The sequence below is a fragment of the Spirulina subsalsa CS-330 genome (assembly GCF_028330765.1).
Lineage (GTDB): Bacteria > Cyanobacteriota > Cyanobacteriia > Cyanobacteriales > Spirulinaceae > Spirulina > Spirulina subsalsa_A.
Genome location: NZ_JAQMTY010000117.1, coordinates 1 through 17,989 on the forward strand (window position 1 = coordinate 1; position 17,989 = coordinate 17,989).

Consider the following 17,989-nt stretch of genomic DNA (forward strand, 5'->3'; position numbering starts at 1 on the left):
CACAGTCGGCAGCACCACTACAGTCACCTATACGCTCACTGTTAATAATGCGGGAGAAGCAAATGTCACGGGGGCTGCCGTTGTTGATGATGTGCCGGATACGTTGACCAATGTGCAATGGACTTGTACCGCGAGTGCAGGAAGTGCGTGTGGTGCAGCAAGTGGGACGGGGGATTTAAGTACGACGGTTGATCTACCTAAAGATGGGTCAGCAGTCTACACCATTACGGGGGATGTGGCGAGTACGTTTAACGGGACATTAACCAACAGTGCGAGTGTTAGCCCGCCAGCGGGGATTACTGACCCCACACCGAGCAATAACACGGGAAATGTGCCGATTCTTTTACCGGTGAATACTGCTGATTTGGGGATTACAAAAACGGTGAATAAAACCGTGAGTAATAATCAAACCACGGTGGTCTATGAACTCACGGTGACAAATGGGGGGGCGGCGAATGTGACGGGGTTGCGGGTGATTGATGATGTGCCAGATGCGATCGCTAACGTCACGTGGACTTGTGCTGCCACCAATGGAACCTGCAGCGCGGCCAATGGTTCGGGGGATCTGGATACGACGGTGGATCTGTTGAGCGGGGGGAGCGTGGTGTATCGCATTACGGGGACGGTTCCGGCGAATTTTAGTGGTTCTCTGAATAACAATGCGCGGATTGAGCCACCGAATACCATTGTTGACAGCACCCCCAACAACAACACCGCCGTTGCCCCTACCACAGTCACAAGCGCTGATGTTGTCGTGACCAAAGATGTGTCCAACAATGGGCAGCCGGGTCAGTACACTTACCTCCTCACCATCAGGAACAACGGCCCAGATACGGCTGAAAATGTGGTGGTTCAGGATCGACTAGCGACGGGGGCGACGTTCCAAACGGCTTCGGATGGAGGGGCGTTTGATAACACGACCAATCGGGTGAACTGGACGATTGGTAACCTCACCAATGGACAAACGGTGACGCGATCGGTAACGGTCAGCCTGCCCGACGATAACAACACCTATACCAACATTGCGTCTGGGTCGTCGGATACCCCTGATCCGAACTTGGGCAATAATGACGGTTCGAGGAGTGATGCTCAGGTAACGACTACACCCGCTGCCCCTCCTGCTGAACTGGCGATCGCCACCGATGGCCCCACCACCTTTAACCCTGGCGAAACGATTACCTACACCGTCAACCTCAGCAATCCAGACAATGTTGATGCCTTGAATGCAGTGCTGGATAACCCTTCCTTACGCGATGCCGGGTTTACCTTTATCCCTGATCCAAACGGCTGTACAACCTTGCCCTGTAATCTGGGCACGATTCCCGCCAACAGCACCGAAACGATTACCCTCACGTTCAAAGTGCCCGACAATTACGAACTCACCACCCCCCTCACCAATACCGCCGTCGTAGACTACAGCAACGACCCCACCCCGGACACTGACCCCACCGCCACCTCGCCCACCCGCTTGGCCAATGCTGATCTGATCACCACCAAAACAGGGGAGCGGAGTGGCCCACTTGGTGACTATACCTACACCATTCGGACGGAAAACCTCGGCCCCGATACCGCCACCAATGTACAGATTTACGACACCATCCCAGCCGGGGTAACGGTGAAAGAGATCTCTGATGGCGGACGGCAGGAGGGCGATCGCATCCTCTGGGATCTGGCCAGCCTCGCCCCCGGCGCACAAAATGCGATCGTTCGTACCGTGACCCTCACCCTCAGTGATGATGGAACCTACACCAACATCGCCCGCAGCACCTCCGACACCCTCGACACCGACCCCAACAACAACAACGGCAGCAGCGACACCGCCAAAGTTGAAACCATCGTCCCCCTCGAACCCACGGATGTGCAGCTTGATATTCAACCCCCAGCCTCCTTCAAACCGGGCGAAGAGATTACCTTCACCTACACTCTCACCAACAACAGCCCCAGCATTAATGCTGAAGGAGTTGCGTTGGATATTCCCCTGCCGGATGGCTTGGAGTTTGTGAGCACCAGTTGTACCAATGATCTTCCCTGCGACTTTGGCACAGTACCTGCGGGGGAAGTTCGCACCATTACAGTGACCTACCGTGTGCCTGAAGACTTCAGCGCCACCACGATCACCGCCACCGGTAATGTAACCCTCAGCAATCCTGACAGCGTCCCCACCAATAACGTAGCGGAGCAAACAACAGAGCTATTTGTTGGTGAACCCAATTTGCGGCTGGTGAAGCGGATTACGGAGGTGTTGCGCGGTGGGGTGCGCTTGGCGGGGGTGGATTTTGATCAGGTGGTGGATGATCCGAGTGATGAGGATGACACGGTTGACGGGTGGGGTGAATTGCTCGGCGTGGTGACGATTCCTGACTCGATTCAGTTGCAGAGTGGGGATGTGGTGGAATATGCGCTCTATCTGCTGTCGGATGGGACGGCGGCGGTGGAGAATGTGAAACTGTGTGACTTGATCCCCGACAATACGACGTTTTTAACGGATACCTACGGCACGGGGCGGGGGATGGTCTTGGAGTTTGACGGGCAAGAGACGCGCTTAACCAATGGGGCAGATCAGGATCAAGGCCGCTATTTTCCGGCGTTGAATCCGGTGACGGCTCCCTGTAGCAATGGGAATAATCCCAATGGGGCGGTGCGGTTAGAGGGGTTGACCTTGGAGCCGGAGGCGACGGCAACGCTGCGGTTCCGGGTGGTGGTGGATTAGGGAGCGAGGGTTTGCCAAGTGGTGATCATTGCGTCCGTCCAGAGCCAGTCTTGGCTGAGGGCTTGGGCTTGGAAGGCTTGGGGCTGGGCGGTGAGGACTTGGCGTTGGAGGGCGATCGCTTGCCGCTGTAGTTCTTCAGCATTGCGGGCATCGGGTTCGAGGGCGAGGGCATTAAGACCCAAGGCGAGACCGGCGTAGGGGGTTTGTTGGGCGGCGCTGGGGGTGTTGGTTTCGGCTTCGATTAAGGCGATCGCATCGTACCAAGCCTGATTCGCCCGGCCGATCAATCCTTCGCTGTAATAGGCAAAACCGAGGGCGGTGTGATAGCGGCTCTCGTTCGGCGCACCCTTCGCCGCCGTTTCCCAATAGCGCCGTGCATCGCTAATCGCATAGGTGGAGGTGGGGTTGTCTTGGGCGATCGCCTGCCAGGCCAGCCGCCCCCGCAAAAAACTCACCGCCGGATCATCCAACCGCTCCACTGCCACAGCGGCGAGGGCGGATTCCGCCAAGGATAAGGCATTGCGATCGAGCAGTGCCGTCACTGCCTGAAGACCATCTTCAAGGTTGCCCTGGCTAAAGGATTCAATGGCCAAACCCGTGACGCGATCGCTACTCACCGGCTCCAAATTTTGCAAATCTGGCGACGCTTCCACCGCTTCCGGCGTGGGTGATCCCACCTGCTGCGCCACCCAGCCCCCCGTTAACGCGAGGGCGATCGCACCCATCCCCCCCACCACATAGGGCCAGATCGGGCGGGATTTGGGCGGGGTGACCCGGACTTGGAGCTGGGGGGCGATCGGGGGTGGTGGGGGGGCAGGATCGGCGGGAGGTGTCGGGTCTGGCTCCTGGGGGCGATCGCCCTCGTCTAAGGTGGGAAAAATATCTTTAATTAACGTCGCTAACTCCGCATCATCGTGCTCCTCAGCCGCGATCGCCCCAGTTTTCAACCAATCCGGCAAGACATCCTCATCATCGGGCACAGCCAAAGGAATCGTTAACCGACTCTGGAGGCTGGGATTGAGATACAACACCGGCAACGCCCAATACAACTGCGACGACCCATAGGCCGAGAGCAACCCCTGTCGCGCCCGACTGAGGCTGAGATCCAGGGGATAACCTAAACTCAAATTGCGATAGAGCAACCGGGTTAAGGTTAACGCCACTTCATCGGGAATCCGTTCCGCCATCGCCAGCACCGCCGGCACTCCCTGCTGAATCAGGGCTTCAGCGAGGCTTTGCTCTTGCTCGCTGTTAAAAATCGTGTGACCGCTGCGGCAGGAATTAAAAATCGCCAACTGAATGCCATTGTTGACCAACAGCCCCGCCAGATCATCGCCGTCAATCTGTTCAGCGAGGCCAGACATGGGATTAACCAAATACACATCCCCGCCAGAATGGCCAAGGCCGCTATGGCCGGAATAGTGGAAGACGTGATAGTGACCCTGTTCGAGAGTTTGGGTCAGGGTTTCGCGCCCCGGTTGTTGCAGCAGGGTGAGTTCGATCGGGGTGGGATGTTGGTGGGCGAGTTCGGTTTTGAGGTGTTTGACTTCTTGGGCGAGGGTGAGGTTAGCTTGGTCGCTGGGTTGCGCGATCGCCATCAAGACCCGCACCGGTTCAGACTCCGTGAGCGGGTCGCTCCCTTTGAAATCCACCAGGGGGCCGCTGTGGTAACGGGAAAACAGCACCTCTGTCCCCGTAGCCAAGGGACGAAACCGATCCGAACCGCTGGCCGTCGGGGGAGCGTGGAGCACTTCCCACGGGAGGCGCGGCAGGCGATCGCCCTTTAACCCCAGTCGAAACCGCAACATCGCCTCTTGATGATAGGCAATGCTTCGCGCTGCAATCCAACTGTCGTACAAACTGCCCTGGAACAGATGGCGATAAAACTCTTGGCCCAGGGTCAAGAGATCCGGGCGCGGCGTGGCGGATGAGTCCGACTCTACCGGATTGAGGAATTGCACAATGGGATCATCCATTAACTGCCGGGTTACGGCGACCCAGTCCGCTACCGGCCACGAGACTTGTTCTTCGGCCAACGGCACACCCGGCTCCACTTTTTCCGTGCGGATGAGATACCGATCCTCTCCCAGGGGCGTAACTGAGAGTTGAAACTCTAAAATTTTCATAGCGATCGCGGCATGGCGCAGACAAACTCCTGATCAAAACGGTGTCCCAACCCCGATCGCCGCTGCCATCAAAACCGCTGACAAGCCTTAGCCCTGGGGGGGTTGAGCATGGTAGGCCGGGAGACGATACCACGGGACATGGGGATACTCATGATGTTCCCAATGGTAGCCAAAATGATAACAAGCCAACCATGACCAGAATACCGGTAATGGCAGAGTTGTGGAGCGATGTTGATTTTGATGACCGTCGGGCGGGTCGCGGTGGGGTAGATAAATGCCAATGAAAAACAGTTGCATCGAACTAATCACATTGGGCAACACCCACAGCAGTAGCAAATTACTCAAGGGCACATGACCCAGCCAAAACAGGCTATGAAAAAGCAGCGTCATCCCACCCAGCACAATCCAGCGGTGCGGGCCTTGGAGGTAGTCCCAAATGAAGCGGCCATACCAGAGGGCGGGGTTCTGTTGGGCATCGCTGTAGTAGTCGGGGTCGTCGGCGGTGGCGGGGTTGGCGTGGTGTTGGAGGTGCTTTTCGCGCATCACCGGATAAAGAAAGAGGGCGTAGAGAAAGAGAGCGATCGCGCCTACCCCGTCGTTAATGCGTTGATTTTGCGGAAACACTGTGCCATGGATCGCATCGTGGGCGGTGATGAACAGCCCCGTATGGCAAAAGGTGCGGCAAGCGATCGCTAAGAGGATCAATCCCCACGGTAAGGTCGCTAAATCGAGCCGCAGCACACCATACCAACTGCCAAGATACGCGGTAATAATCACTAGGGCGATCGCTAATCCGACCCAGGAATGGGCGGGTGCTGCGGGACGGGAAGATAAAGCGGTCATACCAAATTGAAAGAAGAGAAAAAAATCAACAGACTCACTTAATATAGCGTTACAGTCTCAGGTTTAAACCACAACACCCTTAAATCATTCCAAAAGATCGACACCCCAGTACCCATCCCGATCCCATGGGAATCGTTCCGAGCGATCGCCCCGTTCAATGGATGCAAGGGAATCAAAATCATGAAGTTTCGTAAAACTCCATTGTGTTCTCCTCATCCCCAATGCTACTTTTAGGACATAGAGCACAAGACAAGTTTAAACCCCTTGTTTCCAACCCAAGATTAAAAGAGTTGTGTTCTCCATCTTTTGATCACCCCGCTTTTTCGTTAACATAATAGCAGCTCCAAGAATAGGGTGGCGAACGTTCCAGACCCGTTCCTGCATGAACCCTGGAAACCACAATCCCCACATCCGAAACGGTGAAGTGACTGCTAAAAGCTGAATGAAAAAAAGGGTTATTGCAAACCAAAAGTCATTCATTTTCATCAACCAATTTGCTAACTATTTTCCACGTTTTTTCTTCTAACTCTAGTCATTCGATCGACAACTAAAAACCCATCTAGCATCAGTTGTTTATTTTCTTTTTGATGTCCGCTAGGTGGGTTTTGCACTGTCAATTTTTTCGCATCTTGAACTATAGCAATCAACAAGGGCATTAGGACAGGCAAGGGGCTTAAGCCCCTTGTTCCAGAGTCTCTGAATGGCCTAACCGCTTTGGCTAGTACCATAAGACGCACAAGACACCCATGCCACCCATGCTCTTCACCGCGTGGCATGGGTGTTCTGATCATTGAGGTTTAAAACAAGCCCAGGGAATTAGAAAAAGCCGAAGGGATCACGGCGGGAGGGCTGCATATCAATTTCGCATTGGAGGGCGTTGGCCTCGGTTTCGCAGGCGTAGATCGCTAAGCACTTGGGCAGGCGGTTGAAGATGCGGAGTTGATACCCGGCATCACGGGCAACGGCCCCGAAATGATTGACGATGCGATATTGTTCGAGGGAATCGAGTTGAGACCATTGGAAGCGGTTGACGATCAGTTCAATGCGTTTTTCCTGGAGCAGAATGAACCAATCTTCAACGAGGGTTTGGCGATCGCCTAACAATTGTTCGCTGGCCCACCAGAGACTCGGATGGGGCATCCGTTCTTGGGACACCATTTGAGCCGTATAGATCCCTTGCTCGGCCAGGGCTTTGGTGTCTTGGGTGGTGAGCAGTTTTTCGTCAAGGGTGCAGGCGGTGACGGAGACGGTGAAGAAGTCGCCGAAAATTGCGCCGGTTTCGGTGATGGTGTCGGTGTCGGTTGCTTCCGCCACGGGGCTGAGTTCCGGCGGGGGAACTTGGGCCCAAACGTTTCCCAGGTCGAGACTGGGGAGGAGAATGGCGAGGAGAATGGCGAGGGGGGACGTGCGCATAGGTGTTGGGGAGAATGATCGCAGCGATCGCAGTCTCAATACGGTGATTTACCCTAAGACCCCAAGGGAGCGGGGCAAAGTTCCCGACACAAGGTTAACGGGGGGTGTCACCGTCGATCATACAAATGCGATCGCGCCCTTCCACTTTTGCCCGACTTAGGGCCATTTCCGCACTCTGACAAAGGGATTGCCAGGTCATCCCGTTTTCCGGGAAAATCGCCACGCCGATGGACACCGTAATCGGGTCAAGGTGTTGGTTGGCGTGCTCACAGTGGAGTTGCTTCACCCCGTCGAGGAGTTGCTGGGCGCGGTTGCGAATGTCATCAAAGGAGGCATTGGGCAAAATCACCACCATTTCCTCGCCGCCGTACCGGCCCGCAATGTCGTTATTGTGGAGTGTGCGGCTCAGAAACCCGCCTAAACTCCGCAACACCACATCCCCCGCTTCATGGCCGAAAGTATTGTTAAACTGCCGAAAATGGTCGATATCGAGCAAAATCAGGCCGATGGTGCGCTGTTGACGGGCGGCGCTGTAGACTTCCCGTTCGAGGGCTTCTTCGAGGTAGCGGCGATTAAACAGCCCCGTTAAGGCATCGTGAACCCGGTCAATCTTCAGGTTTGACCCCAGTTTGACATTGGCGAGGGAGGCGGCTAACTGTTCGGCGACGGTTTGGGCGAAACTGCGTTTACCGTCGGTGAGTACCCCGGCTTGGGGCGAGGTGAGGTAGAGCATCCCTTGGAGGCTGTCTTGGGCGATCATGGGGATGCTGAGGCATTCGGCGGGGAGGGGTTCGCGGTGAATATGTTTACTGAGGAGGCGGGGGTGCTCGTGATCCACCCAGTGGGTACGGTTGCGGCGGATCGCCCAACTGTCTTCGGGGGCGAAGATCTGTTCGCTGTTGAAGTGGTCGCCCCAGGTGGTGAGGGCTTCGAGGAGGTTGCCGGCATCATTGCAGAGAAAAACTGCGCCGGAACAGTCGGGGAAGAGGGGGCCGACGAGTTCGGCGATCGCATCATGGGCATCGCTTAAACTGCGACTCGCTTGCAGGTAGTCGTTGAGTTCGGCGAGTTTGTCCATCTCGCGGCGATGGGCGTTGAGTTGGACGGTGGAGCTTTCCAGTTGGGCGTTGGCGCGGCGCAGGGCTTCGGCTTGGGCCCGCTGTTCGGTGATATCTTCCACCATGTAGGAATATTTCCCCTGGCCGGGAATCGAGCACACCGTTGCCGCGAGCCAGCGCACCGCCACCCCATTATTGGTGTCGTAATCCGGCTCATAGGCGTATTCAAACTGTACCGGGGCCCCTTTGCGATCGCTCTCCAAACAGTGATCAATCCAATAGCGGCGAATGTCTTCGGGCACGCCCATGGCGCTGGCGGTTTGGTTGTGCATCGTCACGGGCGAGAGGCGGAAAAACTCGCTACTGACGGCATTGTCCGACAGATGGCGAATGTCATCATCGACAACTTCGATCACCCCCATCATCATTGAGGTGCTGTTAAAAAAGCTGCTCAGGGTGGATTCACTGGCCGCGAGGGCGGCTTGGGTGGAAACGCGATCGCTAATGTCCTCCACAACCCCAAGGAAATATTCCACATCCCCGGCCAAATCACGCACCACCGACCCGCTCACCTGCACCCAAACCTGTTCCCCATTCTTGCAGAGATAGCGTTGCTCAACGCAGAGATCGGGAATATCCCCCGCGATCAACTGGCGAAACTGACTTACCACTACCCCAAGATCATCAGGATAGGTAATGTCTTGGAAGGTTTGCGCCTGGAGTTCCGCTTCGGTGTAGTCGAGGAGATCCAAAAGCCGGGTATTCACGGAGAGAATTTGACCCGTGGCGCTGGTTTGCAACACCCCGACTTCCGATTGATTGAAAAGGGTGCGGAAGCGTTTCTCCATTTCCTGGAGGGTTTCTTCGGCATTGTTGCGCTCGGCGATTTCGTGGAGCAGTTCTTCGTTGAGGTGGGTGAGTTGGTTGGTGCGTTCTTCGACGCGCAATTCGAGTTCATCGTTGCGTTTGCGCAGGGTTTCTTCGATCTGTTTGCGATCGCTAATATCCCGCACCATCAGCAAATACCGCTTCGTTTTCCCCGTCGTCAACCGCGACACCGCCAACTCCACCGGAAAAATCGAACCATCTTGGCGTTGGCCCATCAACTCCCGTTTGGCAGTGGTCATCGGACTCAAGGCCGCCGCCGGTACGGTTTGGATCTGGGTAGAATTTTGGGCCGTGGTTTGAGGCGGCGTAGCCGTTGAGCCGAAGAGTGCCGCTTCCACTTCCCCATCCGCAAAGGCCAACATCAAACTGTCGATCCCCTGGCCAATCACCTGCTTTTCGCTATAGCCAAACATGGCCGCCGCTGCGGGGTTAAAGGTTTCAATCTTAGCCTTTTCGTTAATCGTGATCACCCCTTCGGGGGCATGTTCCACAATGGTACGGTGGCGGGCTTCACTGCGGGTCAATTGCCGCACCGAGGCCCGATTAATCAGCCAATAGATCGCCGTCCCGATCGCATTTAAAAAAATCGCCACGATGATCGTAATCATCGCCACTTGCAGATAGCTCGAACTGAATTCCCGCTGCTGTGTTTGCAGCACCACCCCCCAGCCCGATTGATCCGGAACCGGAGCGTAGGCTGAAATCGTGTTCCAATCCGCCGCCGTGCCGCTTTCGCCAGCGATCGCCTGCGTCAACGCTGCTGGTGGCTCAGCCCCATCCTCCCCATTGGTTTGATCCAGCGAAATCGACACCGCCTCCCCATCTTGCCGACCCACAATCAAAAACTGCTCAGGAGCATCAGGATCAGGGGTGGCCGTCCCTTGGGTCTTAAAGGTTTGAATCGCCACAGCGGGGTCTGCGGCCAATGCTTGCAGCGGTGCATCGAGAGCCGCCACCAACTCCGCCTGATGCGCCTTCAGAGCCAGGCGATAGAGAATGCCAATCCCAGTACCCGCGACGAGGAGGGAAAGAAGCGTCGTTTTAAAGAAAAGGAGGCCGAGTCGCTGCGGGTTGTTCATCGTCAATCGTTACATTAGGGATGGAGGAAATGACCCAGGGATTATGCATAGGGTAAACTGCACTCAACAATACATGAATTATCGCTGTGCAAACCAGATCCTTGGCTTAATTTAGCCAAGGACTCCCAAAGTTTAGAGCAATTTTAAAAGATTATCGAAGGATAAGGGCCGTCTGTGGCGAGGGAATTTTCTCGCGCCCCGGAGCAATCGACTCAGACTCAGACGGCGCGGCGCGATTTGCTAATGGAGCGGGCGGCTAAGACTCCCCCGATAAATCCAAACAGATGACCTTGCCAGGAAATCCCCGGCTGACTGGGAAACACGCCCCACACAACGCCGCCGTAGAGGGAAAACACCAGGATTGAAATAATAATGGAGGGAATATTGCGCTCAAAATAGCCCCGGAGCAGTAAAAAGCCTAAATACCCATAGATCAAACTGCTCGCACCGATATGCACTTCTCCAGGCATTCCGAACAACCAAGTGCCGAGGCCCGCAACGGCGATCGTGGTGAAGGTAACCATCCAAAAGTCGCGGGTTTCTTGAAACATCACGAACCAACCCAAGATCAAAAACGGGATTGTGTTGGCAATCAGGTGACCCCAGCCCCCATGGAGAAACGGCGCAAAAAAAATGCCGCGCAAGCCAATCAAGCTGTGCGGACGAATCCCAAAGCGATCTAAACCCCCAGGCATCACGGCTTGGAAAATGAATTGATCGAGAATTTCAAGGCTCCAAAAAACACTGATAAAAAAACCGAGGATTTGGAATTGAGCTTTTAATTCGGCGGTTACTGACCCGTCATCCTGATGGCGCATAGAACTTGAAACGGCTTGCAGATTGTCTGCATTTAGTATGGCATTCTCTTTTAGAAAATGGAGCAGGGGCGGGTGGGTCTCGGTGGGGAGCGTTTACACTGAAATAAAAAGATTGTCCAGGGCAGGAATGTATGATGAGACGATGGCTGGGGCGGTTTGGATTGGGGATTTCCTTGGGTCTGGTGATCCTGGGATCAGAAATTGCAACGGCACAGGTGCAGGAAAATATCCGCCAATTGGATGAAAATATTCAACGGTTAATGGCAACGCGGGATTGCGATCGCTGCGATCTCCAAGCAGCCCAATTAGGGGGAAAACACCTAGAACGAGTGTCGCTACAAACGAGCGATTTAAGGAGGGCAAATCTACAGTTTGTCGATCTGAGTTTTGCGAATTTACGCGGGTCGAGCTTGCAGGGGGTGGATCTCACCTCGGCCCATTTGCGGGGCACGATCTTGATGGGGAGTTCCCTGCGTCAGGGGGTGTTGACTCAGGCGGTGTTGGTGGATGCCCAATTGCAGGGGGTAGATTTGAGCGCGGCGGATCTGACGGGGGCGGATCTGATGGGGGCGAATTTAACCGATGCGGATTTAAACCGGGCGACCCTCCAAACGATGCAAGCTCAAGGGGCGATCGCACCCCGCAGTAATTTCGTCTGGGCCAATGTACAGGCGGCGAATTTTCACGGAGCCGATTTAACCGGGGCAGATTTCGACCATGCGGATCTACGCGGGGCGGATCTCAGCGGGGCAGATTTAAGTGGGGCGAATCTGCGTGATGCGTTGATTGACGGGGCGCGTATTGAGGGGGCGGTGTTTTGTGAAGCGGTGATGCCCGATGGCACGGTGTCGATGCAGGGGTGTGAGGCAGACATGGGCCCAACCCCTGATCTTGAATAGCATCCATGGAAGCTGACTGATGGCAAGATGACTGATGGACATGATTAAACAGTGGTTTAGACCCTAAGGGATTTGCGGGGTAACCGTGGGTTCAGGGGGTTCGGTGGTGTCAGCACTGAAAAAGGTGGCATAAACGAATCCCGCAATTAAGGCTCCGGCAATGGGTGCAAGCCAAAATAACCACACCTGACTAAACAGTTCTGGCCCTGCAAAGATTGCGACACCGGTACTGCGGGCAGGATTGACGGAGGTGTTGGTGATTGGAATGCTGATTAAGTGAATGAGGGTTAGGCAAAGACCGATGGGGATCGGGGCAAAACCAGCGGGGGCGCGATCGTCTGTGGCTCCTAGAATGACAAAGAGAAAGACAAAGGTCAGCACCACTTCAATCAACAGACAAGCCAGGAGACTATAACCACCGGGGGAATGGACACCAAAGCCATTGGTGGCTAAGGGATTCGAGCCACTGAGGGTAAAACCACCCTCGCGACCACTGGCGATGACAAAAAGCAGGCCACCGGCAATAATCGCCCCCAACACCTGCGATCCAATGTAGGGCAGCAAATCCCCACCTCGAAATCGTTTAGCGGCCCAAAGACCGAAGGACACAGCCGGGTTGAGGTGACAGCCGGAAATATGGCCAATGGCATAGGCCATTGTTAACACCGTCAAACCAAAGGCCAGGGACACCCCTAAAAAGCCCAGTCCGAAAAAGTTGCTCGCCCCATCGGGAGCCGCACTGTAGGGAAAGCCCGCCGCAAGAACGGCGCTACCACAGCCGCCAAACACGAGCCAAAAAGTTCCAATCGACTCAGCAATACACCGTTTGAGTAAAGGTATATTAATTACTCCTCAAAATGTGAGATAGATTACAACAATAATGCACACTATAAGCCGTGAATCTACTGAGGTCAAAATCTTTACGATCTGGGTCAACAATGCGTTACAGCCTAAAACTAGGCCCATGGAAAACTGAGTCACTACTGTTGCTTGAGAGCGGGAACTCTCGATCAATTTCAACCGCCCCCTCGAACCCTTGGGCAATCGTGCTAAGTTTGATCGGTGAAGATTACGAACGGTAACACTATGCGTGGGTTTAGATGGCGGTCGATCGCGTTGGGGTTGGTGTTAGTGGGGGCGATCGCGCTCTCTGGGTGTCGCAGCTTAATCACCGCTAGCGTGGACAATACCCCCCAACTGGTGTTTTCCAGCCCCAGCGACCCAGCCACCTTTAACGCGCCCCTCAACACCTCCGCCTACAGCGTGTTCGGCTACATCAACGCCGGCCTGATCACCCAAAACGGCGAAACCGCCGAACTCGAACCCGCCCTGGCCGAATCCTGGGAAATCTCCGACGATAATCTCCGGATTGTCTTTACCCTGCGCGAGGGGTTGCAGTGGTCGGATGGCGAACCCCTCACCGCCGAAGATGTGGTGTTTTCCTATAATGATGTTTACCTAAATCCGAACGTCCCCACGGGCTTAAAAGATATTCTCCGCGTTGGGGACGGTTTTCCCACGGTGCGGGCGTTGAGCGATCGCGACGTTGAATTCACCGTGCCGCAACCCTTTGCCCCGTTTCTCCGCTATGCTGGCGGTATTTCCATCCTCCCCAAACACGCCCTGATCGACGCGATTAACGAAACCGACAGCGAGGGCAACCTCAAATTTCTCTCCACTTGGGGCACGGACACCGACCCCACCGCCATTATTGGCGCGGGCCTCTACCGGATGGTGCGCTACGTGCCGGGTCAGCGGGTCGTGTTCGAGCGCAACCCCTACTATTGGCGCAAAGATGACCAAGGCAACCCCCAACCCTACATTGAGCGTGTCGTGGTGCGCACCATTGAATCCGACGAAACCCAATCGATCGCCTTTCGGTCGGGGGAACTGGACAGCCTTTCGGTGCAGCCGGAAGTGTTCAGCCTCCTGAAGCGGGAAGAAGACCGGGGCGACTACACGATCTACAATGGCGGGCCGTCGTCGGATAGCCGGTTTGTGGGCTTCAACCTGTCCCAAGCGAAAAACGCCCAGGGTGAACCCTTTGTGAATCCGATTGTGTCGAACTGGTTTCAAAAAACGGAGTTTCGCCAGGCGATCGCCTACGCCCTCAACCGCGAAAAAATGAAAGATAGTGTCTATCGGGGTTTAGGGGAAATTCAAGACTCCGCGATTGGCGTGAGCAGCCCCTACTATCGCGGCCCCAAAGACGGTCTCAAAACCTACCGCTACGACCCCGAAAAAGCCAAAGATCTCCTCCTCGCCAATGGGTTTCAATACAACAGTGCCGGCGGGCTTGAAGATGAGGCGGGCAATCCGGTGCGGTTCAATATGTTGGTGAAATCCGAGGAAAAATCCCGCGTCGATGCGGCGGTGCAAACCCAGCAGGATTTGAAAGCGATCGGCATTCAAGCGGATTTACAAGTGCTGAATTTTAATACCGTAATTCAAAAACTCCAAAACCGCGATTGGGAAGTGTATGTGGGCGGGTTTGGTGGCGGCGGTGTGGAACCCCACAGCGGGTTTAATATCTGGTACAGTGGCGGCTCGCTCCATCAATTTAACCAAGGGCCGATGCCCGGTGAAGACCCGATTCAAGATTGGCAGGTGTCGGACTGGGAGCAGGAAATCGATCGCCTCTTTCTGGCTGGGGCGGGGGAATTGGATGAAGCCAAGCGCAAGGAAATTTACGGCGAATTTCAGCAAATTGTCGCCGAACAAGTGCCGTTTATTTACTTAATCAATGCTCTGTCCTTAGAAGCGGTGCGCGATCGCATCGAAAACATCAATTTCACGGCCCTCGGTGGCGCATTCTGGAACATCTACGAACTGGAAATCAAAGCCAACTAACCCCACATTCACGACAATTCTGGCAAAGCCCCGCCCGCTGGATTGGGTTTTGTGTTCACAATGGAAGGGTTGTTTCTACCCGGTTTTAATGGATATTGCTGCGATCGCTCCCCTACTCACGAACCTATTTCCCGCCGTGGCCATTGCCGCCCCAACCCCCAACACCTGGCAAGTGGAGTTACCCGATGCGCGGCTACTGATCCTGCTGTCGGAGGATCAAGCGTGGCTGCGGTTGCTCCTGCCCCTCGCTCCCCAACCAGAGGCGGAACCCTACCTCGAATCCCTCTTAGCGTTGAATTTTGATCTGACCCAAGAAGTCCGCTTTGCCCTCCATCAAGAGGTGCTTTGGGGGGTGTTTCAATTCAATCGCCTCACCCTCACCCTAGAAGATCTTGAAGCAGCGATCGCTCGTCTGTTAAAACTCGCTCAATCCTGGCGAGACGAAGCCTTCCGCTACCAATCCGACCGCCAACTACGCCAAATCATCGCCGCCGCCAAAGCCCAAGGTCAAACCCTCAACCAAACCCTACAAAACCTCGATCGCATGTATAGCGAAGGGATGCTCGGCGACCTAGGCCCCACAGAAGAGGTGAAAGACCGCATCTTACTCGCATGGCAAACCCGGCTCAGTCTGTTGTGGGAACAGGTGAATCCTTAACTGAGGGCAGAAGATGCAGCGTTAATCCTGATCAATATCAATTAACCCGCCCATAAGAGGATGCGGTTTCCCGCTAATGATCATGAAAACCGGCCCCACCTGTTATAGTAGTGCGGACTTTCCCCCCGTTCTGCCCTGCCCATGTCCCGCCCTCCTGAATTGATCATTGAAGCTGGCAAAGTTGAAAAGCACTATTGGCACGATCTATGGCGCTACCGGGAGTTGTTTGGCTTTTTGGCCTGGCGTGACATTCTGGTGCGCTATAAACAAACGGCGATCGGCGTGATTTGGGCGCTGTTGCAGCCATTTTTGACAATGGTGGTGCTGTCGGTGGTGTTTGGCAATTTGGCGAAGTTGCCCTCGTCGGGGGTTCCCTATCCGATTTTGGTGTTTGCGGGAATGTTGCCGTGGCAGTTTTTCGCGAATTCTCTCTCGGCCTGTAGCAATAGCTTGGTGAGCAATGCCAATATGCTGGCGAAGGTGTATTTTCCCCGTTTGATTGTGCCTGCGAGTGCGATCGTGGTGAGTTTTGTGGATTTTTTGATTTCGGGGATCATTTTGCTGGGCTTGATGGCGTGGTATAACTTTGTACCGAGTTGGCGGATTGTCCTGTTGCCGGTGTTGGTGGCGATCGCTGCCTTGGCGAGTTTGGGCGTGGGGCTATGGCTCGCGGCGTTGAATGTGCAGTACCGTGATTTTCGGTTTGTCGTGCCGTTTATGGTGCAGTTTGGCCTCTATATTTCTCCCGTGGGCTTTAGCAGTGATGTGGTTCCGGAACGGTGGCGCTTGCTCTATTCCCTTAATCCGATGGTCGGGGTGATTGATGGGTTTCGCTGGGCCATCCTGGGGCAAGCCTCGCCACTATACCTGCCGGGGTTTTTCCTCTCCTTGTTCTTGTTATTTGGGTTTTTGTTGGGAGGAATTTGGTATTTTCGACGGATGGAGCGCACCTTTGCCGATATCATTTAACGGGTTGAACGGTGACGTGGCGAGGCGCATTCTTCAATTATTCAAGGGTTTGAATCGTCACCACCTGCGGCGGGGTCGCATCCGGAGGATAGGCCAGATTCACCGTCACGAGACGTTCCTCGCCCGGTTGCAGTGTCACCGTCACTAGGGGCGTTCCCGCCTGGCCTCGACGGTGAATCAAATGATAATACTGCCACTGTGCCTGACCCTGATCATCGCGATACTGCACCCGCACCGTACCCCGGAAAAACGTGGGCGTGGGTAACGGCTCGAAAAAGCGCAGACCGGGAGCCGGTGGGTCAAACTTAATCGGGGTTTCCAGCGCAACGGTCACGGTTTGGGGGATGTTCGTGGGGTTATGGAGAGGAAAATCAAGGTTATATTCCACGCCATAGTTACCATGGGCACGATAGGCGGTGTCGGGGTAGCGTCGCACCAATTCAGCACTTTGCACCTGTCCCGTCCCCAACGTACCCCGATCCAACAAACTCACCCCGTAGGATAGCGCTGCACCAGGGGCGGGAATTGTTAAGCGGGTAGATTCTGCACCATCGGTTAAGCGGGCATCCCATTGCGACCCGATCGCCACCCCAGCCACCCGGCCATAGAGAAATTGCCCAGTACTATCTAGGGGAGTCGGGGCGCGATCGCGTGGCCCCGCCACATTCCCCATTTCCAACAGATTCACCCATTCCCGGAGCCTCGGAGCCCGTTCCTCCCCTTGGGCATTGGTGGGGGCAAACTGTGCCAAACTCGCCAAGTACAGGGGGCCATTACTCTGGAGTCGCAGGTAGGTCGAACGGCCATTAATCGGGGGGTCAAGTTCCCGCACAGGAATGGGGGCATTGAGTAGGAGTTTTGTGGCTCCCGGCGGGATCACGACTCGCAGCGGAAATGAGGGTTGGAGGCGATCGCGAATTAAATCACTCATCACCCGACTTCCCGGCCCCGCATACACTTGACCCGCCGGGTTTGCCAAAAATGGGGCCATGGGTAAAAATGGCGCGTCGGGCTGACTCAGGTAGCTCGCCCCGGCCAGGAAATCAATGGCAATAGCTCGATCGGTGGGATTGTGGGCCACAACCGCCATGTAAAGAGTGCGAAGATCGTCAGGAGGATCAGCCTTGGCGATATGGTGCGCGAAAACATCAAAACGACCCGCCGGAAACTGATAGTTGAGGTGTGCGTCGGGGTATGCTTTGCGATCGCCCGGAAACGTCGAGAGTAAAATACCCGGTTCTAGTACCAGTTCAGGACTGTTGCTGTTAAACACCGGCACTTGATCCAACCCATTCGGCAGGGCGCGTATCTCTTGGGGGCGCAGAATTTCTTGGGGTTGAGGTGCGATCGCCTGAGCGAGGAACGTCGGTTCTAACGGAAAAAAGAAAGGAAACATAGGAGACGGCTATTCACTCAATAACCGCTCATTTTATCCGAGGGGCGATAGGAAATTTAAGCACTTAACAGCCATAAGTCATTCAAAATATCCTGCAAACACCCAACAAAAAAGCCCCACTGCAATAAACAGTAGGACTTTTTTCAAAAGATAAAAGCTGGCATCGAGCTATTTTACCAGGAAGCAACCCTCCAAGTATCGTCGCCGCTGTAGCGTTTCACAACCGAGTTCGGGATGGAATCGGAGTGGGGCCACTACGCCTTAGACACCAGCAATCCCTTC

12 protein-coding genes and 1 rRNA gene are annotated in these 17,989 nt (G+C 55.0%); 5 read left to right on the forward strand and 8 right to left on the reverse strand.

The window, feature by feature from the left end:
* The coding region (locus PN477_RS07820; protein WP_272147135.1) for a hypothetical protein at positions 1-2,710 on the forward strand (2,710 nt) is incomplete at its 5' end.
* Here the strand turns inward: PN477_RS07820 and PN477_RS07825 are convergent.
* The 5 genes from PN477_RS07825 to PN477_RS07845 all read right to left on the reverse strand — a co-directional run bounded on the left by PN477_RS07825 (position 2,707) and on the right by PN477_RS07845 (position 10,935).
* Complete coding sequence (locus PN477_RS07825) at positions 2,707-4,836, reverse strand: CHAT domain-containing protein (protein WP_272116039.1); 2,130 nt, start codon at positions 4,834-4,836, stop codon at positions 2,707-2,709. The two genes, PN477_RS07820 and PN477_RS07825, sit on opposite strands and share 4 nt — an antisense overlap.
* An 87-nt stretch (positions 4,837-4,923) precedes the next feature.
* Positions 4,924-5,679, reverse strand: a complete 756-nt coding sequence (locus PN477_RS07830) for a fatty acid desaturase (RefSeq protein WP_272116041.1) — start codon at positions 5,677-5,679, stop codon at positions 4,924-4,926.
* 816 nt (positions 5,680-6,495) lie between these two features.
* Positions 6,496-7,092 (reverse strand): hypothetical protein, encoded by a 597-nt coding sequence (locus PN477_RS07835; protein WP_272116043.1) that lies wholly within the window; start codon positions 7,090-7,092, stop codon positions 6,496-6,498.
* 94 nt (positions 7,093-7,186) lie between these two features.
* Positions 7,187-10,117 carry a PAS domain S-box protein gene (locus PN477_RS07840; protein WP_272116045.1) on the reverse strand — a complete coding sequence of 977 codons (2,931 nt, stop codon included), beginning with the start codon at positions 10,115-10,117 and terminating at the stop codon, positions 7,187-7,189.
* Between the two features lie 218 nt (positions 10,118-10,335).
* Positions 10,336-10,935, reverse strand: coding sequence for a rhomboid family intramembrane serine protease (locus PN477_RS07845; protein WP_272116047.1), 600 nt, complete (start codon positions 10,933-10,935; stop codon positions 10,336-10,338).
* 131 nt (positions 10,936-11,066) lie between these two features.
* Between PN477_RS07845 and PN477_RS07850 the strand changes: the two genes are divergently transcribed.
* Positions 11,067-11,834: a pentapeptide repeat-containing protein gene (locus PN477_RS07850; RefSeq protein WP_272116049.1), complete on the forward strand. Its 768-nt coding sequence runs from the start codon at positions 11,067-11,069 to the stop codon at positions 11,832-11,834.
* Between the two features lie 63 nt (positions 11,835-11,897).
* Here PN477_RS07850 and aqpZ read toward each other — a convergent pair whose 3' ends face one another.
* Positions 11,898-12,674, reverse strand: coding sequence for an aquaporin Z (gene aqpZ / locus PN477_RS07855; protein ID WP_272116058.1), 777 nt, complete (start codon positions 12,672-12,674; stop codon positions 11,898-11,900).
* Between the two features lie 246 nt (positions 12,675-12,920).
* On the opposite strand from aqpZ, the gene PN477_RS07860 reads away from it, so the two are divergent.
* The 3 genes from PN477_RS07860 (at position 12,921) to PN477_RS07870 (ending at position 16,311) form a co-directional block, all read left to right on the forward strand.
* Complete coding sequence (locus tag PN477_RS07860) at positions 12,921-14,684, forward strand: ABC transporter substrate-binding protein (RefSeq protein ID WP_272116051.1); 1,764 nt, start codon at positions 12,921-12,923, stop codon at positions 14,682-14,684.
* Positions 14,685-14,772: 88 nt separating this feature from the next.
* Complete coding sequence (locus PN477_RS07865) at positions 14,773-15,342, forward strand: type III secretion system chaperone family protein (RefSeq protein ID WP_272116053.1); 570 nt, start codon at positions 14,773-14,775, stop codon at positions 15,340-15,342.
* 141 nt (positions 15,343-15,483) lie between these two features.
* A complete protein-coding gene (locus PN477_RS07870) occupies positions 15,484-16,311 on the forward strand; it encodes an ABC transporter permease (RefSeq protein WP_272116055.1) in 828 nt (275 codons plus the stop codon).
* A gap of 37 nt (positions 16,312-16,348) precedes the next feature.
* Here PN477_RS07870 and PN477_RS07875 read toward each other — a convergent pair whose 3' ends face one another.
* Positions 16,349-17,707, reverse strand: a complete 1,359-nt coding sequence (locus PN477_RS07875) for a DUF3370 domain-containing protein (RefSeq protein ID WP_272116056.1) — start codon at positions 17,705-17,707, stop codon at positions 16,349-16,351.
* Between the two features lie 155 nt (positions 17,708-17,862).
* A 5S ribosomal RNA gene (gene rrf / locus PN477_RS07880) occupies positions 17,863-17,980 on the reverse strand.
* Positions 17,981-17,989 lie beyond the last annotated feature (9 nt).

Excerpts from the sequence above, each read along its gene's own strand:
- PN477_RS07825 (WP_272116039.1), bottom strand. The coding sequence starts at position 4,836 with ATGAAAATTTTAGAGTTTCAACTCTCAGTTACGCCCCTGGGAGAGGAT.
- PN477_RS07845 (WP_272116047.1), bottom strand. The coding sequence starts at position 10,935 with ATGCGCCATCAGGATGACGGGTCAGTAACCGCCGAATTAAAAGCTCAA.
- PN477_RS07870 (WP_272116055.1), top strand. The coding sequence starts at position 15,484 with ATGTCCCGCCCTCCTGAATTGATCATTGAAGCTGGCAAAGTTGAAAAG.
- PN477_RS07850 (WP_272116049.1), top strand. The coding sequence starts at position 11,067 with ATGATGAGACGATGGCTGGGGCGGTTTGGATTGGGGATTTCCTTGGGT.
- PN477_RS07865 (WP_272116053.1), top strand. The coding sequence starts at position 14,773 with ATGGATATTGCTGCGATCGCTCCCCTACTCACGAACCTATTTCCCGCC.
- PN477_RS07875 (WP_272116056.1), bottom strand. The coding sequence starts at position 17,707 with ATGTTTCCTTTCTTTTTTCCGTTAGAACCGACGTTCCTCGCTCAGGCG.
- PN477_RS07830 (WP_272116041.1), bottom strand. The coding sequence starts at position 5,679 with ATGACCGCTTTATCTTCCCGTCCCGCAGCACCCGCCCATTCCTGGGTC.
- PN477_RS07860 (WP_272116051.1), top strand. The coding sequence starts at position 12,921 with ATGCGTGGGTTTAGATGGCGGTCGATCGCGTTGGGGTTGGTGTTAGTG.
- PN477_RS07840 (WP_272116045.1), bottom strand. The coding sequence starts at position 10,117 with ATGAACAACCCGCAGCGACTCGGCCTCCTTTTCTTTAAAACGACGCTT.
- PN477_RS07835 (WP_272116043.1), bottom strand. The coding sequence starts at position 7,092 with ATGCGCACGTCCCCCCTCGCCATTCTCCTCGCCATTCTCCTCCCCAGT.